Origin of the sequence: Ruminococcus flavefaciens, from assembly GCF_900119075.1 — a bacterium.
Taxonomy (GTDB): domain Bacteria; phylum Bacillota; class Clostridia; order Oscillospirales; family Ruminococcaceae; genus Ruminococcus; species Ruminococcus flavefaciens_Q.
In genome coordinates, this window is the sequence record NZ_FPIP01000006.1 from 1 (window position 1) to 21,352 (window position 21,352).

Annotated in this window: 21 protein-coding genes, 1 tRNA gene and 1 rRNA gene; 8 read left to right on the plus strand and 15 right to left on the minus strand. The window is 46.9% G+C overall.

All coding sequences use genetic code 11. The features are described 5' to 3' along the window. The first annotated feature begins 3 nt into the window (after window positions 1–3). The 5 genes from rrf (at window position 4) to BT105_RS09535 (ending at window position 3,778) form a co-directional block, all read left to right on the plus strand. Window positions 4–120 (plus strand): 5S ribosomal RNA (gene rrf / locus BT105_RS09515). 127 nt (window positions 121–247) lie between these two features. Further along, window positions 248–323 (plus strand) — tRNA-Asn (locus BT105_RS09520). Window positions 324–670: 347 nt separating this feature from the next. Next, on the plus strand, window positions 671–2,032 hold the full coding sequence (locus BT105_RS09525; protein WP_143186568.1) for an NAD(P)H-dependent oxidoreductase: 1,362 nt from the start codon (window positions 671–673) through the stop codon (window positions 2,030–2,032). A gap of 463 nt (window positions 2,033–2,495) precedes the next feature. Beyond that, window positions 2,496–3,164 (plus strand): type II secretion system protein, encoded by a 669-nt coding sequence (locus BT105_RS15355; protein WP_072300502.1) that lies wholly within the window; start codon window positions 2,496–2,498, stop codon window positions 3,162–3,164. A 122-nt stretch (window positions 3,165–3,286) separates the two neighbouring features. Continuing rightward, on the plus strand, window positions 3,287–3,778 hold the full coding sequence (locus BT105_RS09535) for a GNAT family N-acetyltransferase (protein WP_072300504.1): 492 nt from the start codon (window positions 3,287–3,289) through the stop codon (window positions 3,776–3,778). Window positions 3,779–3,929: 151 nt separating this feature from the next. Here the strand turns inward: BT105_RS09535 and BT105_RS09540 are convergent, their stop codons facing one another. Continuing rightward, window positions 3,930–6,743 (minus strand): ABC transporter permease, encoded by a 2,814-nt coding sequence (locus BT105_RS09540; protein WP_072300506.1) that lies wholly within the window; start codon window positions 6,741–6,743, stop codon window positions 3,930–3,932. A 12-nt stretch (window positions 6,744–6,755) separates the two neighbouring features. Further along, on the minus strand, window positions 6,756–7,430 hold the full coding sequence (locus tag BT105_RS09545; protein ID WP_072300508.1) for an ABC transporter ATP-binding protein: 675 nt from the start codon (window positions 7,428–7,430) through the stop codon (window positions 6,756–6,758). A gap of 203 nt (window positions 7,431–7,633) precedes the next feature. On the opposite strand from BT105_RS09545, the gene BT105_RS09550 reads away from it, so the two are divergent. From BT105_RS09550 to BT105_RS09560, 3 genes are read left to right on the plus strand one after another with little or no spacing between them, the layout of a single operon-like run. Then, on the plus strand, window positions 7,634–8,581 hold the full coding sequence (locus BT105_RS09550; RefSeq protein WP_072300511.1) for an ABC transporter ATP-binding protein: 948 nt from the start codon (window positions 7,634–7,636) through the stop codon (window positions 8,579–8,581). Window positions 8,582–8,583: 2 nt separating this feature from the next. Beyond that, complete coding sequence (locus tag BT105_RS09555) at window positions 8,584–9,717, plus strand: ABC transporter permease (protein WP_072300513.1); 1,134 nt, start codon at window positions 8,584–8,586, stop codon at window positions 9,715–9,717. Beyond that, window positions 9,704–10,891 (plus strand): ABC transporter permease, encoded by a 1,188-nt coding sequence (locus BT105_RS09560; RefSeq protein ID WP_072300514.1) that lies wholly within the window; start codon window positions 9,704–9,706, stop codon window positions 10,889–10,891. The genes BT105_RS09555 and BT105_RS09560 overlap by 14 nt, the downstream gene beginning before the upstream one ends. 324 nt (window positions 10,892–11,215) lie before the next feature. On the opposite strand, the gene BT105_RS09565 is transcribed toward BT105_RS09560, so the two are convergent. The 13 genes from BT105_RS09565 to BT105_RS09625 form a co-directional block, all read right to left on the minus strand. Then, entirely contained in the window at window positions 11,216–11,917 is a 702-nt protein-coding gene (locus BT105_RS09565) for a thioesterase II family protein (RefSeq protein ID WP_072300516.1), read from the minus strand. 1 nt (window position 11,918) lies between these two features. Further along, the gene (locus tag BT105_RS09570) at window positions 11,919–12,167 is read right to left on the minus strand and encodes an acyl carrier protein (RefSeq protein ID WP_072300518.1); all 249 of its coding nucleotides are present in this window, start codon (window positions 12,165–12,167) and stop codon (window positions 11,919–11,921) included. Beyond that, window positions 12,167–13,726, minus strand: coding sequence for a class I adenylate-forming enzyme family protein (locus BT105_RS09575; RefSeq protein ID WP_072300520.1), 1,560 nt, complete (start codon window positions 13,724–13,726; stop codon window positions 12,167–12,169). The genes BT105_RS09570 and BT105_RS09575 overlap by 1 nt, the downstream gene beginning before the upstream one ends. Continuing rightward, on the minus strand, window positions 13,726–14,850 hold the full coding sequence (locus BT105_RS09580; protein WP_037325208.1) for an alpha/beta hydrolase: 1,125 nt from the start codon (window positions 14,848–14,850) through the stop codon (window positions 13,726–13,728). The genes BT105_RS09575 and BT105_RS09580 overlap by 1 nt, the downstream gene beginning before the upstream one ends. A 34-nt stretch (window positions 14,851–14,884) precedes the next feature. Continuing rightward, window positions 14,885–15,241 carry a phenylpyruvate tautomerase MIF-related protein gene (locus BT105_RS09585; protein ID WP_028516003.1) on the minus strand — a complete coding sequence of 119 codons (357 nt, stop codon included), beginning with the start codon at window positions 15,239–15,241 and terminating at the stop codon, window positions 14,885–14,887. 136 nt (window positions 15,242–15,377) lie between these two features. Continuing rightward, on the minus strand, window positions 15,378–16,589 hold the full coding sequence (locus tag BT105_RS09590; protein WP_028516004.1) for a beta-ketoacyl-[acyl-carrier-protein] synthase family protein: 1,212 nt from the start codon (window positions 16,587–16,589) through the stop codon (window positions 15,378–15,380). A 30-nt stretch (window positions 16,590–16,619) separates the two neighbouring features. Then, window positions 16,620–17,741 carry a 3-hydroxyacyl-CoA dehydrogenase family protein gene (locus BT105_RS09595; protein WP_072300522.1) on the minus strand — a complete coding sequence of 374 codons (1,122 nt, stop codon included), beginning with the start codon at window positions 17,739–17,741 and terminating at the stop codon, window positions 16,620–16,622. Between the two features lie 2 nt (window positions 17,742–17,743). Next, the gene (locus BT105_RS09600; RefSeq protein WP_072300523.1) at window positions 17,744–18,445 is read right to left on the minus strand and encodes an enoyl-CoA hydratase/isomerase family protein; all 702 of its coding nucleotides are present in this window, start codon (window positions 18,443–18,445) and stop codon (window positions 17,744–17,746) included. Next, window positions 18,438–18,878: a hypothetical protein gene (locus BT105_RS09605; protein ID WP_028516007.1), complete on the minus strand. Its 441-nt coding sequence runs from the start codon at window positions 18,876–18,878 to the stop codon at window positions 18,438–18,440. Before BT105_RS09605 ends, BT105_RS09600 begins: the two co-directional genes overlap by 8 nt. Then, window positions 18,865–19,275: an acyl-CoA thioesterase gene (locus BT105_RS09610; protein WP_028516008.1), complete on the minus strand. Its 411-nt coding sequence runs from the start codon at window positions 19,273–19,275 to the stop codon at window positions 18,865–18,867. The genes BT105_RS09605 and BT105_RS09610 overlap by 14 nt, the downstream gene beginning before the upstream one ends. Further along, window positions 19,272–19,991 carry an enoyl-CoA hydratase/isomerase family protein gene (locus tag BT105_RS09615; RefSeq protein ID WP_072300526.1) on the minus strand — a complete coding sequence of 240 codons (720 nt, stop codon included), beginning with the start codon at window positions 19,989–19,991 and terminating at the stop codon, window positions 19,272–19,274. Before BT105_RS09615 ends, BT105_RS09610 begins: the two co-directional genes overlap by 4 nt. Window positions 19,992–20,000: 9 nt before the next feature. Next, window positions 20,001–20,303, minus strand: a complete 303-nt coding sequence (locus BT105_RS09620; protein ID WP_024861539.1) for an acyl carrier protein — start codon at window positions 20,301–20,303, stop codon at window positions 20,001–20,003. A 69-nt stretch (window positions 20,304–20,372) separates the two neighbouring features. After that, window positions 20,373–21,263, minus strand: a complete 891-nt coding sequence (locus BT105_RS09625) for an ACP S-malonyltransferase (RefSeq protein WP_072300527.1) — start codon at window positions 21,261–21,263, stop codon at window positions 20,373–20,375. Window positions 21,264–21,352 lie beyond the last annotated feature (89 nt).

Below are 21,352 nucleotides of genomic sequence, written 5' to 3' on the forward strand. Positions count from 1 at the left end.
ATAGTCGGTGCTTATGGCAATGAGGTCACACCCGTTCCCATTCCGAACACGGAAGTTAAGCTCATTCGCGTTGACGATACTTGGCTGGCGACGGCCCGGGAAACTAAATCAGTGCCGACACTTATATTCCTCCTTAGCTCAGTCGGGAGAGCAAGTGTAAGAGATTATACCAATCACCGTGAGGATAAACGAGCTAATATAAATGACTAGTGTTGTTAAAGAAATTTACAGCATTAGTTAAATATATTCCTCCTTAGCTCAGTCGGTAGAGCACTCGGCTGTTAACCGAGTTGTCGCCCGTTCGAGCCGGGCAGGGGGAGCCAAAAGGACATCTGCAATAGCAGGTGTCTTTTTTTATTTCATGAAGTTTTAAGTTTAGCTCCTGTTTTGCAGGAGTTCTTTTATTCATATACGGATATAACTGCAATTATATGTTTATACACCTTGACAAATGAGGGGAAACACTGTATAATTAATAACTGTACGATGATTTAATTAAACAGAAATTAACAGATATTAATTATACTTCTGTTTATAGGCGATGCACTTAAAAGATGTGAGATTAACAGAATGAACTTTCCAAACATAATAATTCGGAAAATGGTTATCCTGATTGTTTCAGGCGGCTGTAGACAGAAAATATTTCCGAAGAGAAAGTGGGAAGTTTTAAATGAAAATTTGTGTTCTTAATTGTTCTCCGAAAGGCAATTTGTCCATTACCATGCAGGCTGTTCTTTATTTGCAGAAATGGTTTCAGGAAATGCTGAATTACGACGAGTTCAATATCGTTCCTGCATTCAGCGGAACAGTTGATGAAAAGATCGAGTGTGCTGTGAAAAATGCTGACCTCATTGTAATGTCAGGTGCGGTTTTTCATTTTGATGTTCACAGCAGTATGGGGAAATTGTTGGACGTTTTGTCCGATGAGTACCATGATTTAATAAAGGATAAGCCTATTACCTTTATTTCAACTTCTGGTATGGTGGGAGATACATTGGCTCATAACAGATTTGAGATATGGGCTAAAAGGAACAATTTGATGTATATTAACAGCCTGAGCCTCGAAAGTTCGGCGATTCTTTCGCCTGTCGGACGTGAGGAGCTTTTCTGCTGGTTTAAGTATGTAAGAGCTGTAGCAGAATATTATCATGACAGAAATATGCCTGAGATAAAAACTCAGGGACACGTGGTTCTGCTGGATACCTGCGAAACGGAAAATAGCAAGATCACATCTGCTCTGGAAACTGCAAAAAAGAGATTTGAAAAAAGCGGCTTTACTGTCAGCAGCATTATTTTAAGAGATAAGGATATCCGCTGCTGTACAGGCTGTCAGAGCTGCTTCAGCAACAGAAATTGTATCTTTAATGACGACTGGGAGGAGACCTTCGAGGACCTGTATCTCGATACGGATATGATAGTTTACTTCGGTGAACTTCACTATTCGACGCTGGGAAGCTGCTATAAGACTTTCCTCGAAAGACACGCAAGCTTAGGACGCTCCGGAATCGAAGACGAGGTCATCAAGTCTTATTTCTTCGTTCTGGACGCAAAAGCCGACAGAGAGGATATTACCGAATTCAAGATACATTGCGAGGTTTTTGACGGTTTGAACTGCTCATATCTCAGCGATATCTGTGAGATAGGGGATAATGATAATATCATAGAGCTCTGCGATAAGATGACCATAGCTTATAATTCAGATATCATGTCCCAGAACGGGTTCTTAAAGAATGGCATAAGAAGCGGTTTTGCTGCCGTGGCTGCCAATGTAAGGAACCGATGTCCGGGAGATTACAACTACTTCAAGGAAATCGGCTGTTATGATGAGATACCTCCAAGCCCTTATGTGCAGTGGATAGATAATGCCGACGAAGCTAAAAAGGACAGAGAAGCAAGAATGATACCTTATAAAATTACTCTGATGCACCTTGAGGGACTTCCCGAGATAACCGAAAGAAGAAAGAACAAAGGCGTATCTGTTATAGAAAGACAAAAAGCAGCGGTTCAGTTATTTGAATTAAAACGCAGCTGATAATTATAATATGTCCACAACTGTGGGCATATTTTTTATCGTGATAATGACTTCGGTTTATTTGGGTTTAGGAGAATATGGTCTGATATCTACATATAGTATACAAAATGTTATAATTTTATGAATTATATGGAGTTTCTCTTGACAAAGTATACAGAGCGTGATATAATAAGGACAACAAAACAAGTATGTTGATCAATTTCCCTTTCTTAACCTTTATTAATTCTTCCTTTATAATTTGTCCCCTTCTTCATTTAAAACACGCGAATGCGTGTTTTTTCTTTTTTCGGAATCATGCAATCGGCGGCAAATTTTTTGTTTCGGAAAAATACAGCGGATATTTACGTGCAGTATACAAAATGTTATAATATTGTGAATGGTTGGCGGTACCACTTGACAAATTATACAAAAAGTGATATAATGACCTTGACAACAACGGATAATTCTGATAGGAGGGAGAGAAATGAATGAAACGTCAGAAATGAAAAACAGCGTAAAAAAGGGCTTTACCCTGATTGAGCTTATTACGGTTCTTGCTATAATCGGCATTCTTGCTGCTATGCTCGTTCCGAATATGTACAACTATCTTGAGCTTGCAAGAAACAGAGCCGATGTTCAGGCGGCTTCTGTTATCTGTAAGGCTATACAGGTCGAAATGGCTATGGATTCAGAGCGTATCGAATCCTTTACACGTAATCCATGGGTGGGCGGCACTAATGCTGACGGTTCTCATTTCGATCCTGATGACCATGGTTATGTTTACGTTGACAAGAATGAGGTCCGCGTCAGCAGCTACGCTATGGCGAAGATACTGGAACAGAACGGATATATCGATTCAGCAGGCCCTCGTCCCAATGACGACGGCATACACGAATATAAATTCCCGAAGAGTCAGTGTCACGGTCTTATCTGTAAGTCTAACCGCAGCTGGTATCGCTATCAGATCAATGTCAACAACCGCGGCGGAGAAGTTTCCTTTACCTATTCCGCCAATTCAAAATCAGGCGAAAGGCATAATACCTCAAATATGAGCAGTGCCGATAATTACCACGATCAGGGCGCTTCTGAAAAGTTTGCGGCTATGATAGGCGGCGAAGCTGATGATTATGTATCGCTCCCGAATCTCGGCTGAGCGTGAAGATACTGTTTGATTTCAGATTTTTATTAAAACACGCTTATGCGTGTTTTTTCTTTTGTTCCGGCTTGACTAATGGCTGCTGATGTGCTATAATTTTTCTTCATAGGAGGGATAACATGGAAATAAGACATATTACCGAAAACGATGACTTCAAGGCTGTAAGAAATATTTACGAGAAGAGCTGGCAGTTCGCATACAAGGGCATAATACCTCAGGACTACCTCGACAATATCCCTAAGGAAAAGTGGGGCGGAAATATCCTCAAAAACGGCAGGACTGAGATAGGCGCCTTTGACGGGGACAAGATAGTAGGCACGGCAAGCTTTTGTCCGTCAAGGTGGGAGAATTTCAGCAGCTGCGGCGAGATAGTGACTATTTATCTGCTGCCTGAGTATATTGGCAGGGGTATTGGCTCTCAGCTTATGAATGCTTGCATTGAAGAGCTGGAGTTCCTCGGTTTTACTGAGATACTCCTGTGGGTGCTGGAGGACAACCACAGAGCCAGACGCTTCTATGAGAAGCAGGGCTTTGTATGCACTGAGGACTATATGGACGATATTATCGGCGGTAAGCCGCTCCGCGAGGTAATGTATCTTCGCAGAAAGTAAAAAAGAGGGCATGATATTATATCATGCCCTCTTTTTTATGTTTTTAGGGATATTCCTGTGTTAAGTGCTGTAAGCGATATCGGAGCTGCGATTATTTTTATGTGAGCGAGTTTACGAGCGGCACCGTGGCAAGGGTGCAGCGTCACGCTGCTTAGCCGTTGGCTGCCTGTGCTATGGATTCTACCTTGTTCAGGTTCTTGATAGCTGGTATTGCGGCGATAATGGATATCAGTACATTTATGCCGAATGCAAGCGTCACTACGGCAGGTATTGCTGCAATGTCCTGAAGTCTGAGCTGTTTTGCAATCAGCTGTTCTATAAGCGTCAGCATATATAAGCCTGTGCCGAGAATTGCTCCCGTGATTGCGGCTGTGGTGGAGAACATTATAGTCTCCAGCATTACGCTCTTGCGGAGCTGTTTCTTTGTCATGCCTACGCTCCTGAGCATCATAAGCTCGCGGCTTCGGTTCAGTACGCTGGTGTTTACCGAGTTTATCATGGAGAGTACTCCTACCAGCCATATTGATATGAGGAATGAAGCCACTATCTTTACTATAGCGCTGATCAGACTGAAAAGTCCTGTATTGCCTATATAAAGGTCTTCGATACCTGATGAGCAGTTGTTCAATGCAAAATCGTTTACCTTTTCCTTTGCCGCTTCATAGTGCTTGGTATCAGATACATTCAGCAGGATATCGAATGTATTTATGCCGTACTGAGGGGCTTTTTCAGCGGGGATTATAATAGATCCCTCGCCTAATTTACTTGACAGCTTTCCGACTATATGGTAGTTGTGGCCGTCGTAGTCGGTTAGGGTAAAGCCCTTGCCAAGATCTGTGTAGCTTTCTTCGTATGTGGGGACATACTTGCCTGTTTCTTCATCATAATAGCTCGATGAATCGTATATGGAGTTATTGAAGAATAAGCCGTCCATTTTTTTGTACTCTTCATAGCTGATGCCTGTAAGCTTGTCAATACCGTACTTGTTGTAATCAAATTCACTGATAATATTGATAGCCGTCGTGGCGGCACCTTTTTTCGATGTGCGGAGGAGCTTGTTTTGAACTATCTTGTCAGAGCCGTCTCTTGTATTAAGACCAATATAGTTGTAGCCCTGTACATAGTATTCTGAGAATATTTCCTTGTCGGAGAAGTATTTTTCGGGCTCGGCAAGGGGAGCATCGGGATCGTCGACGACATATCTGTCGATATAGAAATCATAGCTGAGGTATTCGCCCATATCCTTCATCTCACGGCGGAGATTGTAGCCTATAAGGGCTGTTGCGGTGAACATGGCAACTCCCAGAGCCATTGTTATGGTTGCGATAACGAAGCGGCTCTTGCAGGCTTTGATGTTTTTCTTGGTGTAGCGGCGGAGCCACTTCCTTGAGCTGAGGTTCAGCTTTGACTTTCTTCTGCGGAGCTTTCTTTTGCTCTTGGGCTTGCCGAAGTTGAGCGCTTCGGCAGGGGAGAGCTTTCTCGAAGCCCACATAGCCGAGGTATATGCCGAGATGAACAGTGCGATTATGGTGAGGAATGCAGCAGCTGCAATGAACAGAGGCTTTGCGGAGAACTCGAAGTATTGCAGTCCCGAGTTCCTAAGCGAGTTGAAGCACAGACGGCATATAATTACCGCTAATATCATGCCGAGAGGTATTGCCGTGAAGCAGTAGAACAGGGCTTCATTGAGGACTACAAAGGCGACCTGTGTTTTTGAAGCGCCCATGATACGCATTGCCGCAAAGTGGGTGCTGCGCTCCTGTACTGCCATTTCAAAAGTGTTGTCGATAACGAATCTTGCTATGAACCAGCCTATAAGAAGCACTAAAAGCAGGGGCACGATAGCTGCCATTGACTTATACATGGCATAGGGGCTTTTCAGCTCCAGTGCAAGAAGAAGCGTGTTTTCGCTGTGAGGATATTCGTATTCGTCAAGGAACTGATTGTCATAGTCGAAGCCTAAGTCTGTGAACAGCATTTTCAGGGCTTCGTCATAGTCGCAGTTGTCGATAAGGCGTATCTTCACCAACGGATTATATTGTAAGGTGAGCTGTGGATTCTTTTTACAGAGCTCAGAGAGGTCAAGCTTGTCGTTTTCTGTGCTGAGCGTTAAAAAGTCCTCGTTTCTGAAAATGAAGTTGTTTGGAGTTATAAAGCCTGCTATTTTAAAGGTATAGGTCACAGGTTCGCCGTATGTGATGTCGGTGTAGGGCATCTTGCTGAGGGGGATACGCTTTTTTATGCGGAGATATTGTTCTATGGTACTGTCGTAAGCCTTTTTGCGCTGCTCCTTTGTGAGCCTGTTATAGCCCTTTTCGCCCTTGCAGTATTCGGTGCCGTATTTTTCCTTCAGCTCCTCACGGGCTTTCTTGACGATGTCTGAATCCTCGTCTACAACGCCTGTGGCAGGACGGACGGTGAGAGATATGGTGTCGCCCTCGGAATAGCCCATATCCTTTATTTCCATAGGAACGTAGATACCTGATTTCTGCATTACGGAGTTCAGGGATACAGGCATACTGTTTCTGTCAAACTGACCTATGAGGTCATAGTTTCCGCTTAATGAGTTTGTCACAATATCCTTGCAGGCAGTGGTGTTTTTGCCGTCGGATATCTCGATGAAATAGGACCTTCCGTCAGGTGAGTCTTCTTCCATATACTCAGCGGCGGTATTGACAACAAATCTGCTTTCTACGCAGAAGCAGTCATCGACTACGGCATGATGCTGTATTATATCTAACGCCTTGTCTTTGTCCTTGGACTTTTCAAGCCATGAGGAGATGTCTACCTCCCATTTGCCATCGTCATATATAGATTCATTATATAATGTGGTGTAAAGGCTGCTGCCGTAGCAGCATATTGTGGTGAGGATAAATGCCGACAGGGTTATGCACATGAATGTAAGAAATGTGCGGAGCTTTTGTCGGCGGATATACTTCATTGAAAGTGCAATAAGATGTTTCATTGTACCGCCTCCTTATTCGGAAAGCACACCGTCGGTGATACGGCAGACGCGGTCTGCCTGAGTTGCTATGCTGCCGTCATGAGTGATGAGTATCAGCGTCTGGTTGTATTTCTTTATGGAGGTTTTAAGTATTGAGATTATCTCGCGGCTGTTCTTGCTGTCAAGGTTGCCTGTAGGCTCGTCAGCAAGTATTATCTGGGGCTTGTGTATGAGGGCACGGGCAAAGGCTACACGCTGCTGCTGACCGCCTGAGAGCTCGTGAGGATAGTTCTGACGCTTCTTGTCAAGTCCAGTAAGGCGCAGGAGCTCCTCCAGAAACTCCATATCGGGGGGAGTGTTGTCAAGATTCAGGGGCAGGACGATATTCTCCTCAACGTTGAGCACGGGGATAAGGTTGTAGGACTGGAATATAAAGCCGATGTTCTTTCTGCGGTAGGCGGAAAGTCCCTTGTCGTCAAGCTTGGTGATGTCCTTGCCGTTTACAAAGATACTGCCGCCGGTAGGTCTGTCAAGCGAGCCGAGACAGTTAAGCAGAGTAGTCTTGCCGCTGCCGCTTTCGCCTGTTATAGCTACGAATTCGCCCTTGCGGACCTCAAGGTCGACGTTGTTTACAGCCATGAGCTTGGTCTCGCCCTCGCCGTACTGCTTGCAGAGCTTTTCTGTTTTTATTATAATGTTGTTTTCCATATAAAGACCACCTTTCTCTTATGTTACTCTCATTATAAAATGCCAACCTTACAGCAACGTTACAAAAGCAGATTTTTTTATGTGATATTTGTAATATCTGAAATGTGACAAATGTCATATGAGAAACTGACGCAAGACACTACAAAAATCATTTTCGGTATTGTATAATGATTATAGTGAAAAACATAAGGGAGGAAAACACTATGAATACAGTTGTTAAAATAAAGGACCTGGTTAAGCGCTACGGCGACCTCATAGCTCTGGACCACCTCGGTCTGGAGATACAGCAGGGGGAGATATTCGGACTTCTCGGACCTAACGGCTCGGGCAAGACCACTACCATAAACTGCCTGCTGTCACTTCTCTCATTCGATAAGGGCGATATTGAGATATTCGGAAAGAAGATGACTCCCGTCAGCTACGATATCAAGAAGGAGATTGGCGTCATCATGCAGAATGTGGCAGTCTTTGACGAGCTTACGGTCTATGAGAACATCGACTATTTCTGCGGACTATACATCAATGACAAGGAAAAGAGAAAGCAGTGCGTTGATGACGCTATCAAGTTCGTGGGACTGGAGGACTTCCGCAAGTTCTATCCGAAAAAGCTGTCGGGAGGTCTTCTCCGCAGACTGAACATCGCCTGCGGAATAGCTCACAAGCCAAAGCTCATTATCCTCGACGAGCCTACAGTTGCCGTTGATCCTCAGAGCCGCAACCGTATCCTCGAAGGCATACAGGAGCTCAACAAAAACGGCGCTACCGTTATCTACACCTCGCACTACATGGAGGAGGTAGAGCAGATATGCACACGTATCTGTATCATAGACAAGGGCAAGAAGATAGCCGAGGGCACTAAGGACGAGCTCAAGCGCATGATAAAGAATACGGAGACTATCATCATTGAGATACTGGAGCTCCCCGATAAGGTCATGGGAGAGATAGCTTCACTGCCGCATATATATGATTCAAAGTTCGAGAATGGCAAGCTCTCGGTATACTGCTCGGGCGGCAAGCACAACCTCACAAGGGTTCTTGATATATTGCAGAAGAACGAGCTGAGCTTCGGAAGAGTATACACCGAGCTCCCAACACTCAACGACGTATTCCTTGAATTTACAGGTACTGCACTCAGAGATAAGGAGGACTGACCATGTTCATGCATATCCTTAAATATGAGCTTAAAGGCGGTCTCCGCAGCAAAGACCTCATTATATGGCTCATACTTTTTCCCATAATTCTCGGTACCGTATTTAAGGTGGGCTTCGGAAGTATCTACGAAAAGACCGAGAAATTCAATTCCATTCCTGTTGCAGTGGTGGAGGAGAGCGAAAACAAGGCGTTCAGACAGGTCATCGAAAACATTGAGAGCGCTGACGAGCCCTTTATCACGGCAAGCTTTACAGATAAGGCAAAGGCTGAAAAGCTCCTTGATGACGGCGAGGTCGAGGGCATAATCTTCTCGGGTGAGAAGCTGAGACTTACAGTCAAGGAAAAGGGACTCCGCGAGACTATGCTGAAATCCTTTGTGGAGCAGTACTCGGTACGCGAGAAGATAGCTATGGACGCTTTTGAAACAGCTCCCGAAAAGGCTCAGCAGGTAATAGAGACACTGACAGCAGAGACAGTTTCCTCGTGCAGGGAGATACCTGTTACACAGGGAAATCCCGACGTTTATGCGCAGTATTTCTACAACCTCATCGCTATGGTGGCTATATTCGGCTCTATAACAGGCATGACAGTCACATCGCGCAGACAGGCTGACCTTTCGGCTCTCGGCGCAAGAAGCTGCTGCTCGCCTGTGCCTAAGTCAATAAGCGTTCTTGCAAGCCTTGCAAGCAGCTTTATATTGCAGACCATATGCATGACAGTATGCGTCACTTTCCTTGCGTTCGTGCTCAAGGTGGACTTCGGCGACAGACTGTGGCTGGTTTATCCTACGGCAATATTCGGAGGTATCCTCGGAGTTTCCTTCGGCTTCTTGGTAGGCTCTTTTGCACGCGTCAGCGAAAAGGTAAAGACGGCTATACTTATGACCACATCAATGCTGCTGTGCTTTTTCAGCGGTCTTATGATGGGCAATATGAAGGCTATCGTGGCTGAGAAAGCGCCGTGGTTCAATAACATCAATCCCGTTGCAGTAATATCGGACTGCTTCTACTGCCTCAACATCTATGAGGACTATGACCGCTACTTCACAAAGCTCATAACCATGGCGGTCACAATAGTGATATTCATAACCCTCGGCATTATCGCTTCAAGGAGGAAAAAGTATGCAAGTATTTAAGGCAATGATGAAGATAATGAGAAAAAGGCTGCCATCTGCCATGATATATATCATAGTGTTTATAGTTATCTCTATCCTTGTTACCAATGCTTCCACAAAGGATAATAAATTCGAGGTGACAAAGCTGGATATATGCGTGTTCGACGAGGACGACACTCCCGAGAGCCGCGCACTTACCGAGTTTATCGGAAAAACCAATGATATAGATGAAATAGAGAACGACAGGGACGCTATCATCGACGCTCTGTATTATAAGCGCGTCAACTACGCACTCATTATCAATAAGGGCTATGCCGAGAAGCTGGCGGCAGGGGATACAGCCGACCTCTTCGGAAGCTACCACATCGACGAGAACTACTCGGTAGTATATATCGGACAGTTCCTCGACGAGTACACCACTTCGGTAAAGGCTTATCTTGCTATGGGCAAGACCGTTGACGAGGCTATAAGCTGCACTGAGGAGGCGCTCTCACAGCACACTGACGTTGATATGCTGAGAGTTGACAAGGGCGGCAATTCACACTACAGTGTGGACTTCGCAGGCTACTTCCAGTATATGCCGTATATACTGATTGCGGCTGTATTCACTGTAATATGTCAGGTGCTTGTTACCATGAACAATAAGGATATACGCTACCGCACCAACTGTTCATGCATGAATAGTTCAAAATACACATTCCAGCTTATTTTTGGAAGCGGCTTGTTCGTTATCTCGGTATGGTTACTGCTTATTATAATAGGAGCTGTGCTCAACAAGGAAATGTATACCGGCAGAGCTTGGTACGCAGTATTCAACAGCTTCATATTCTCATTGGTGGTAACTGCTATGGCAGTATTCGTGGCAAGCTTTGAGCCAAAGGAAAACGTGCTGAACATCATCACACAGGTGCTCAGTATCGGTATGAGCTTCCTCTGCGGTATATTTATCCCTATGGAAGTACTCAGCGACAAGGTACTCTCAGTAGCAAGATTCCTACCTGCTTACTGGTACGTAAAGGCTAATAATATGATAGCCGATATCGAGCCTTTCAGCAGAAGCGATGTGCTTCTCTGCTGTCTTGTAGAGGCAGGCTTTGCATTAATGTTCATTATCCTCACTCTTCTGGTGAGAAAGGTAAAATACAGCGGCGCGGCTATTGCTACTTCTGCTAAGAAAGCGGCTGTAAGTCATTGAGCTTCAGAAATTAGAACTAAGAGCTAAGAACTAAGAGCTAAGAACTAAGAGCTAAGAACTAAGAGCTAAGAACTAAGAGCTAAGAGCTAAGAACTAAGAGCTAAGAACTAAGAGCTAAGAGCTAAGAACTAAGAGCTAAGAGCTAAGAACTAAGAGCTAAGAGCTAAGAACTAAGAGCTAAGAACTAAGTGCTAAGAAATAACGGGCTGATGTGAAAATCAGCCCGTTGTTTATTGTTGTTTAAGTCTGCAAATCCGTCGTCCGCATAAAACATCATATACGCGAAAAGGGCGGCTTTCCGCCGCCCTTACTAATCACTAATAACTAATCACTAAGCCCCAATCGCTCTGTGATTATTTTGCAGACCTCTTCCTTGTGCTGCTGGAAGTAGAAATGGTCGCCCTCAAAGGGAAAAACTTCGCATCTGCCGTCTGTAAAACGGCTCCAGCTGTTCATGTCTACGCTCTGCATAAGGGGATCGTCCTTGCCGTATATCACTGTGATATCACAGCCGAACTTTACCTCATCAGGGGTGGTTTTATAGCGCTCTGCCATACGAACATCGGTGCAGAGCACACGGTTCAGCGCACGCATGAGCTCCTCGTCGGGAACGGGGGCGTTTGACGAAAGTGAGTTCTTCGTAAAGAATGATACTATCTCGTCATCGGAAGCGTTCTCAACGTTCTCGAAGCAGTGTACGTCCTCGTCGGGAGGATTCTTGCCCGATAGGAATATGTGACAGGGCTGGGGGAGTCCCTTTGCCTTTGTCTGCTTTACGAACTCGGTAACGAGAACGGTTCCCATGCTGTGTCCGAAAAGCGCATAGTCACCGCTGAGAAGCTCAGAATGCTTCTCTATGAGGTCGGCAACGCAGTCCTGTACATTATCGAGGAGAGGCTCAGAGGAGCGCGTAAAGCGTCCTGAGAGCTCCATAGGCACTACAGTCAGCTCCTTTGGCAGAAAGCGCTTGAAGGAGCTGTAGCTCTTTGCAGAGCCGCCTGCGTGTGGGAAGAAAAATAATACCATATTACTCGATTGGTGTGCCCTTTTCGTTGAGGAGGTCGAATATCTCGCCTACCTTGCTGATAGAAGCTACCAGTGAAAGGGGAATGTTGAGCTTGAATGTCTCTGTTATCTCAGAGCCGAGACCGAAAAGTCCGAGTGAATCGAGGAAGAGGTCGTCGTAAACGTCTGTATCTCTTGTTATCTCGGAAGCGTCAACGCCTACATAATCGGAAATTGCCTGCTTGAATTCATCAAAATTAAGGTTATTCATTATTTATACTCCTTTTTTCTCAGATATTTGAACTGTATCTTGCCGATATCCTTTGGTATCTCCTCAACGGGAACTACCTTATCGGGCACCTTGTAGGCGGAGAGCTTTCCGTCAAAGTACTTTGCGATATCGCCTCTTGTTATTCTTGCGTCGCCCTTTGGCTGGATATAAGCAACGATCTGCTGACCGATAACGGGATGGGGCTCGTCTGTTACAGCAGCTGCTGCGATCTGTGGGTGAGTAAGGAGGCAAGCCTCAACTTCCTCAGCGTGAACGAGGTTTCCGCCGCGCTTGATGATACGCTTGCTTCTGCCTGCGAAACGAACGATACCGCCCGGGAGCTTATTTACAAGGTCGCCTGTGCAGAACCAGCGGCGTCCCTGATCGTCTGTGAGTATCTTCTCTGCTGAGAGCTCGGGGTTGCCGAAGTAATCTGTGATTACGCCGTCTGTGTATACGCAGAGCTCGCCCACTTCGCCCTCGGGAACGTCATTGTGCTTCTCGTCGATAACGCGGATATCTGTGAAGCTGAGCTTCTTGAAATCACTTGGATCTGTGCCCTGATCTATAGCTGAATCCCATACTACCATTGTGCAGGTCTCGGAAGAACCGATAACGTTGATAACACGGATATGGAGTTTCTCAACGAAGATGTCAGCTATCTCCTTGGGGAGAACTTCGCCTGCGAAATAGCAGATACGGACGCTTGAAAGGTCGTACTTGTCAAAGTCGGGAGTTGAAAGAAGCACCTTTGCAAGTGTGGAAGTGAGCTGGATAACGTTTATCTTGTACTTCTGAACAGTTTCAAGGAATGTAACAGGGTTGAACTGTGGCTGATACATAACTGTACCGCCCTTGAGCACCATCTGCTGTCCCATGCCGAAGCCGCCCTGATGATAGAGAGTCATGCCAAGCATCATTACGTCGTCAGCCTTGAATTCGAGGTAGTCGCCCATGTCCTTCTGTGTGGAGAGGAATCCGCCCGAAGGAACAGAGAGTATCTTAGGTGTGCCTGTGCTGCCTGATGTGCAGGCGAGGGACATTGTGTGGAGATAAGACGGCTCGTATATCTCGCACTCCTTGCTGCCGTACTCAGCCATGAACTTATCAGCGGAGATGTAGCAGCTGTCCTGTGGGATAACGCTGTCATCAGCGAAGCATATTACCTTGCCGAGAGCTATCTTTGAAGGTACAAGCTCGCTTACAGCAGCGATGATGTTGTTGTTTCTGTACTTCTCTGTTATGAACATTATCTTTGATGTTGTAGCAGGGATAAGCTTTGAGAGCTCAAATGAGCCGCTCTGTGGATCCATAGGAACAGGCTGTGCGCCTATTCTTACTGCTGACCAGTATACAAGGTACCACTCAATGCTGTTTGGCATACAGATGCCTACCTTGTCGTTTGCGGCAATGCCTGTCTTTTTCATTGCAGAGCCGAGAACTGCGGTCTTTTCCATGAACTCACCGTATGTGAGCTCGTTCTCGTCTATTCTCAGGAGCACCTTGTCGGGATTTTCCTGAGCGTACTTGCCATAGTAATCAAAGAACTTTTCGGACATTATTTCTTACCCCCCATAAGTCTTGCAGCGATGAAGTCTGCTGCGATGTGCTTTACCCAGTGGTACTGCTCGCCAACGGGCATTGCGTGCATGATAGTTTCCTCGGAAACGTATGCAGGCTTATCCTCGATGTGGATGCTCTCCTTGTAGCCCTTTGCCTTGTCGAGGAGCTTCTGTGAAGCCTCGGGAGTCATCCAGTTGTCGTCGCTGCTGTATACCATAAGGAAGTCGGACTTGTGTGTGCCCTCCTCAAGAGTTCTCATACCCTCGAGGTAATCGTCGCTGTACTGGTAGGAGCTCCACTTGCCGCGCTTCATCCATACAGGGATACTGCCCTGATCTGCGAAGTTCATGAGAAGTGGGAAGAGGCTTACGCAAGCCTTTATCTTCGGGTTCTTTACAGTTGCGCGGAATGCGTAGCCGCCGCCCATGCAGAGACCGAAGTTAGCCATGTTCTTCTCGTTGAGCTTCTTGTGGTTCTTAACGAACTTGTAGATGCCGTCGAAAGCAGCTTCTATCTGCTTGCCGCCGCACTTGATGTTGTTGTAGATGATTGCAGCGCCTGCACCCGGCATATCGGGAGTGATAACTGCGATGCCTCTTTCGTTGAGGGGAGCAGCCAGCATTTCAAGCTCCTCCTTGCAGCTTCCGATACCCGAGTATGTGATAACTACAGGGTAGTCTGTCTTTCTGCCCGAATCGGGGTAGTGGATATATGCAGGTATCTTGCCTGCCTTTGTGTCTATCTCAACGTATTCTATCTTGTTCTTGCAGAGCTTTGCATAGTGCTTGTAGCTCTCAACGAGACCGTTGTATATCTCGGTCTTGTGCTCAACGTCCTCGATGTTTACCATAAAGCAGGCATAGTGGCACTGTGCGATCATCTTTGCATATTCTCTTGCTGAGATCTTGTTTCCTGCTTCCTCAGCCTTGTCGCGGAGCTCTGTATAGCGGTCTATCTTTGCGTGCCATTCGTCAAGCCATACATTCTGTATCTGCTTGCCGCTCTTTACCTTTATATTGTCTATCTTCTTGAGTATCGATTCCAGATCGAATGGGTCTGCTCCGTAAAGGAGTGAACGTGTTGCTACGGGGTTAAGCAGGTCTCTGATTGCCCATTTCATATTTATCTATATCCTTTCCTATCCTATTTATGTCTCAGCCTGTGTACTTCCAAGCGCCCTCTCGCGTCATTTCCGTGAACTGCATATATATGCGGTAAGGATCGACCTGAGTGTGCTTCTGTATAAGGCTCAGCATTCTGTCTGCAAGCTCCTTTAAGAATGCTGCCTTGTTGTCTGCGTACTCCTGTGGGAGAATGTATCTGAACTCGGCAAAGAACACTGTGTCCTCGGACTTGTTCATGTACATCGAGCAGTCGTCAAGCATTACCATTATTGCAGGCAGGGGCTTTTTGAGAATGTCTGCCAGCTCTGTTGCTGCTTCGTCGAGAAAGGCAGTCTTTGCAGCAGGAGCGCTGAACCTGAAGTTTGTCTTCATCTGTGCTATAGGCATAATTATTTATCCTTTCAAAAAACGATCCGACGGGCTGTCGGGGACGCCAGCCCCTACAAGAGCTTTTTTATCCTGTAGGGGACGGCGTCTCGACGTCCCGAAATATCGTTATATATCATAGAACGCGAAAACGTTCTTACTTTTCATATCTTTTCAGTACGAGAGTTGCATTGTGTCCGCCGAAGCCGAATGAGTTGGAGATAGCAACGTCTACCTTGTGCTCCTGCGGCTTGTTGGGAACGTAGTTGAGGTCGAGCTCGGGATCAGCCTCGTCATAGTGTAAAGTAGGAGGTACGATGCCTGTCTCGATAGCCTTGATACAAGCGATAGCTTCGAGAGCTCCGCCTGCGCCGAGAGTGTGGCCGATAGAAGCCTTTACAGAGGATACGGGGATATCGTATGCTCTCTTGCCGAATACTTCCTTGACTGCCTTTGTCTCGTAGAGGTCGTTGAGACCTGTTGATGTGCCGTGTGCGTTGATGTAGTCAACGGAATCAGGGGAAAGTCCTGCGTTGTCAAGAGCAAGTCTCATGGACTCAGCCATGCCTACGCCGTCTGTCTTTGGAGCTGTAAGGTTGAATGCCTCGCCGCACATTGCAGCGCCTGCAAGCTCGCAGTATATCTTTGCGCCTCTTGCCTTTGCACTCTCCTCGGATTCAAGAACGACTGTACCGCCGCCCTCGCCCATGATGAAGCCGTCGCGGTTCTTTGTGAAGGGGCGTGCAGCTGTTGCGGGATCGGGATTTACCGACATTGCAAGGAGCTGATTGAAGCCGCTGATAACAAGGTGGGTAACTGTGTTGGAGATACCGCCTGCGATGACCATGTCACAGAGTCCCGACTCGATGAACTGCTTGCCAAGTGTGATAGCATACGCAGAAGAAGCGCAGGCTGTGCTCACGTTGAAGGAAGGACCTGTGAAGCCGTACTTGATGGATACCAGAGCAGGGAGCTCGTTAGGCATCTTCTTCAGTGTGATGTTGAGGGGCTTGTCAAGCTCGTAATCCTCATATGAATTATCTATAACGCCGTAGATAACGCCGACTCTCTTGCCGTTGTAGGTGGTTATGTCCACTCCGCAGTCTTCGATAGCTTCGCCTGCGGAAGCAAGTCCCATTCTTGTTACGGTAGTAGTAGCGTTGAGCTGACGCTTTTTCCAGTATTTTGAAGCCTCAGCCTCAAATGCGTCGTCAACCTCTGCGGCAACGGTAGTGTCGTGGTTGTCGAGAGGGATACGTGTGATAGTTCTCATACCGCACTTGCCTTCGATGAGTCCGTTCCAGTAGTCCTCAGCGGTATAGCCTATTGATGTAACGGCACCAATGCCTGTGATAACAACTTTTTTCATTTATTCAACCTCATATCATTAGTTATGGATTTATGCGAATGTTTTGTCCCAGATGTCCTTATCCTTGCGGACGTATGAGCCGAAGCCCGTCTTTGCGCTGAGTTCGTCAAGTGCTGCGAAGAGCTTTTCAGCGCCGAATTTATCGTAGTAAGCCGCAGGAGTCTCGGCAAGTCCGAGGGTATCCTGTACAGCTTCAAGAAGTACAGCCTTGTCGCCGCTGTATTCGCTGACGGCGTTTACTGTCTCGTTGAGAATGAGTGCTGCCATATAAAGAGCAGCCTCGCCGCAGTCCTTGCCGCTTGGGCTCTCGTGCTCTGCCATGAAATCAAGGAATGTCATTGTTTCCTTGGGGCAGCCCTCGCTGAGCCAGCCGTTCATCTTCTCGCAGCCGTAGCCGAGGAGTCCCTTGTTTCTTTCGATACGGAAGTTATCGGGGCTTCCTGCCATAAGTCCGAGACCTATGCTGTCAAGCACCTCAAAGGGAGGCGCAACAGGGAAGAGCTCCTCAAGAGACTTGTTGAGCTCGGGCGCGGTAACGCCGAAGCTCTCGCGGAGATAGATCGCATGGGATACCATGCAGGCAAGTATCTGGTTAAGATAGATGTGGTATTCGCCCGAGAATACGATGGGCTTTTTGCCTGCGCTCTTTACCAGCTGTGCAGCCTTTTCCGCGTTGCTCTGTGAAGTCTCGGGGAGGATATTAAGCTCCACGAAGCCTGTGAGCTTTACGGGGTAGAAGAAGTGCAGACCGAAGCAGCGCTCCTTGTGGGGGATATCTGCGAATACCGACGCGATATCCAGTGAAGATGTATTGGTAAGGAGCAGGCAGTCGTCTGAGACAGCCTGTGCTGCCTTTGCAAAGAGCTCTTTCTTTGCGTTCATGTTCTCGAATACTGCTTCTATAACGACGTCGCAGCCGCTTAAAGCGGAGGTGTCGTCGGTGAAAAGGAATGAATCCTTTTTGAATTCGTACTGTTCCTCGGTGAGCTTCTTGCGCTTCAGACTCTTGCCGAGAGTTTTGAGCAGTGCTGCGGTGTTCTCCTCAGCTCCGAAGAGGTCGATGACAACGAACTGTGCGTCGGGGAGCTTGTCGAAGAAAAGGGAGAAGATGTCCTTTCCCATTTTGCCGTAGCCGACTATTCCTATTTTCATATTCATGCCTCCCTGTTCTTTAAGTAGGAGCTGATGTACTCCTTATAGTTTGAAGGCACGAATTTGTCTGTGCTCTCTGAGATGTAGTTTATAAGTGATACAGCCTCGGGAACGCCCTGCTTCTTGTCAGCGAAGATATCAGCCCAGCCAAGTGCGAATGCATCTTCGGCAGGAATGAGCTCGCCTGACATGACAAGCTGATAAGCGTTCTTTATGCCGCATATCTCGATAGTTCTTGCAACTCCACCCAGTGCAGGGAGTATGCCGAATGTGGATTCGGGCTGACCTACTCTTGCGTTCTTCTCGATTATTCTGTAGTGGCTGTTTACAGCTATCTCGCTGCCCGAACCGATACAGAAGCCTGTTACTACGCTTACAACAGGGAACGGGAGCTCTCTGAGGAAGGTGAAGAAGTGCTTCTGCTTGATGTGGCCTGCGGGGAGCTCTCCTGTGGAATCGTCGTAGGATTCGTTTGCGGAGCGTTCTGAAAGGGCATCAACGTCAGCGCCTACGCTGAAATGTCTGCCTGCGCCCTTGATGATAAGTCCCTTGTAAGTATTGTTGGCAGCCTTTTCCTCTACCTGAGCCATTACAGCTTCGTACTCATTGAGGAAGTCAGCGGTCATAAGGTTGTTGCCTGCCATATTCATTGAAAGAACAAGGATACCGTCCTGTTCTTCAAGTATCATTCCGTTCTCACTCATTTGCGCCACCTCCGTTCTTGTCAGCCATGAGGCGGTAGAAGGCTCTCGACTCGAGCTCGAGCACCTTTTCGGCAGGAGCCTTTCGTGCTGCAATGAAGCAGGTGTTTATCTCCTGTATCTGCTTTTTTGTCTTGTCCTTGAAGATCTTCTCAACGAACTCGTCAGCTTCTTCTGCCTTTATGCACATATCAGCAGCGGCTCTGAGCTCCTCTGAGGGCTCGCCCTCGGAAACTATCGCCGACATGAACTGTGCGTCGGAAAGAAAGGCTTTTACAGCGGATTTTTCGCTGTCGTCCGCGCCGAGTACCGTACTGCTGTCGGTATATATAAGCAGTAAGCAAGGCTCGCCGAGCTGCTCCTTAGAGTCAAGAAGCTGATACAGCGAGCTTATCTGAGAGACCTTGGCGGTTATCTCGTTTTTATTTATCGTCATTTTCGTCCCCCTCCAGACACTCTCTTACCTTTTCGGGAATGTCGCATATCATGCGGTGCTTATCCACGTAGGCGAGCTTGCCTGTCACTCTGCATGAAACAAGACCTGTATTCTTGTTTATGATGTTATGCTTATAGCTCACTATGCCGCCCGAGCAGGTGACCTCAGTGTCTATCCTGACCTCGTCCAGCATTCTGAGCTCATGTATATAGCGCTGGGTGCTTTCCATTATAACAGGAAAGAGTCCTTCGTCCACCATAGTTGCCAGCAGCCCGTGTACCTTGAAGAAGTTCCACAGAGCGGTCTCTGCGTACTGTAGGTATACTGAGTTGTTGACGTGTCCGAAGGAATCCAGCTCATAGCCCCTTACTGTCAATTTGTAAGAGCTTCTTCTCATTTTTTGAACGCCTCCGCCAGAACAGCCTCAAACTTGCCCTTGGAAGGATCCTCTGCACCTTCTGCTGCAAGGTTGAAGGTCTCGATGATAGCATTTATCTGTGTGAGGTTCTTGCCGTTGAGAAGCTCCTTAACGAAGGAAACTGTCTCATCGAAGGAATTCTTGTTTTCGCTGAGCTTGGTAACGAGACCGAGCTCAAGGGCGTCCTTGGCGCCTATCATCTCGCCGCAGAGTATCATGCGGAGAGCCTTTTCCTTGCCGAGGAGTCTGTAAAGGCGTTCCATGCCGCCCATACCCGGAACTACGCCGTGCATTATCTCGGGAAGTCCCAGAAAAGCGGAGGGTGAAGCCACTCTGAACTGACAGCTCAGAGCAATTTCAAGTCCGCCGCCGAAGCAGCCGCCGTTGATAGCGGCTGCGGTTATGATAGGCAGCTTCTCAATAGTGCGGAGAAGCTCCCTTGCGTTTTCAAGCTTTGCAGAAAGCTCATCACTGTCTGTGGTGCCGAAGCGTGAAACGTCGGCGCCGTGGGAGAAATGTCTGCCCTTGCCTGTGATGATGAGAGCCTTTATCTGCGGATTTTTGTCAAGCCAGCCGAGAAGCTCCTTGCGGTCGATGAACTCGGGCTCGGAAAGGAGATTTTTCGGACCGTTGTCGATAGTGAGAACGGCGATATCGTCCTCGGCGTGAAGCTCTGATAAAACAGACTGTAACATCGCTGTCCCTTACTGGTTAACGATGTCGTTGCCGTACTGATAGATCTTGCAGAACATATCAACAACGTCGCTCATTGTGTCCATAGGGGACTTGAGCATATACTTGCCGATGCTCTGGAGCTTGATGTCGAGGTCGTACTTGTCAGCAGTCATCTCGATGAGCTCAACGAACATAAGTGAGTCGCTTCCGAGGTCTTCCTGTGGGTTTGTATCCATAGTGATCTCGTCCTTCTCAACTTCACATTCTTCTGCGTAATAATCAAAGATCATGTCCTTGATTTCCTGTCTGATTTCTTCTGTGATCTCTCTCATAACTGATTCCTCCATAAATAATGTTCTTGTCTTATATTCCCTTTTATCGGGTTGCTTATATATGAAAATTTACATATCCTCAAGGGTGTAAATTTTACATTTTCTGCTAACGCGCGAGAACTTGCTCACGGCGCCGTTTGCGCTTACGTCGAAGAACTCGGTGACGCCCAGCTCTTCAAGCTTTTTGATAGCGAGGTCCCAGCGTATAGGCGTATAGACGTTGAGCTGGTTTTCTCTCATTACCTGACGTCCCTCTGTCATTATCTCTCTGGTGAAGATAGAGAGGATAGGATAAACGGGAGCGTTGTATTCTATTGAGCCGCAGAAGTCCACGTACTCCTGTGAATATTTCTTCATAACGGGGTGGTGATATGCGACACCTGTACCGAAGCTGAAAGCCTTGATAGCGCCTTCGTTCTGACATAAAAGAAGCGCCCTTTCCACTGCGTCGGCGCGTCCGCTCACCATGACGTGGAATCTTGAGTTGCCGCTTCCGATGACTATTTCATCGGGTGAGAATTTGTCCTTGAACATTTCTTCGATATCGCTGTATGAGAAGCCTATGACGATACCCATATCGAGCTTTTCATTGTTTTTCTCAAGACAGCGCATCGTAGCGCGGTTCATCATGATGATATCGTGTGCAAATTCGTGTGTCACAGAGCCGAAACAGCCGCTTATGCTGACTATGCCTGAGCTGTAGCCTACACCTATGTCGGGGATTATGCCCTTGTCTATGTAGTGCTCGAAAACGACTCTGTCGCAGATGAGTGAGATTATCCACTCAGCTACTCTTCCGTCGTAAGCTTTGTTCTTCTCCAAGTCCATGTTGAGACCGAGCCTGCCGAATGCAGTTTCTAAGTAATACTCGTATTTATCCATGAGTTCGGGCGGCAGCTTTACGAGAAGCTTTTCGGGTTTTGAACCGATGCCGTTGAACAGGAATGCTCTGTTGTACATCTATAATGCTCCTTTTAATTATACATACATCTTATCACCTATTTTGCACGCTGTCAATAGGAAAAAAGCCCTTTTGGAAATGTTTGGGA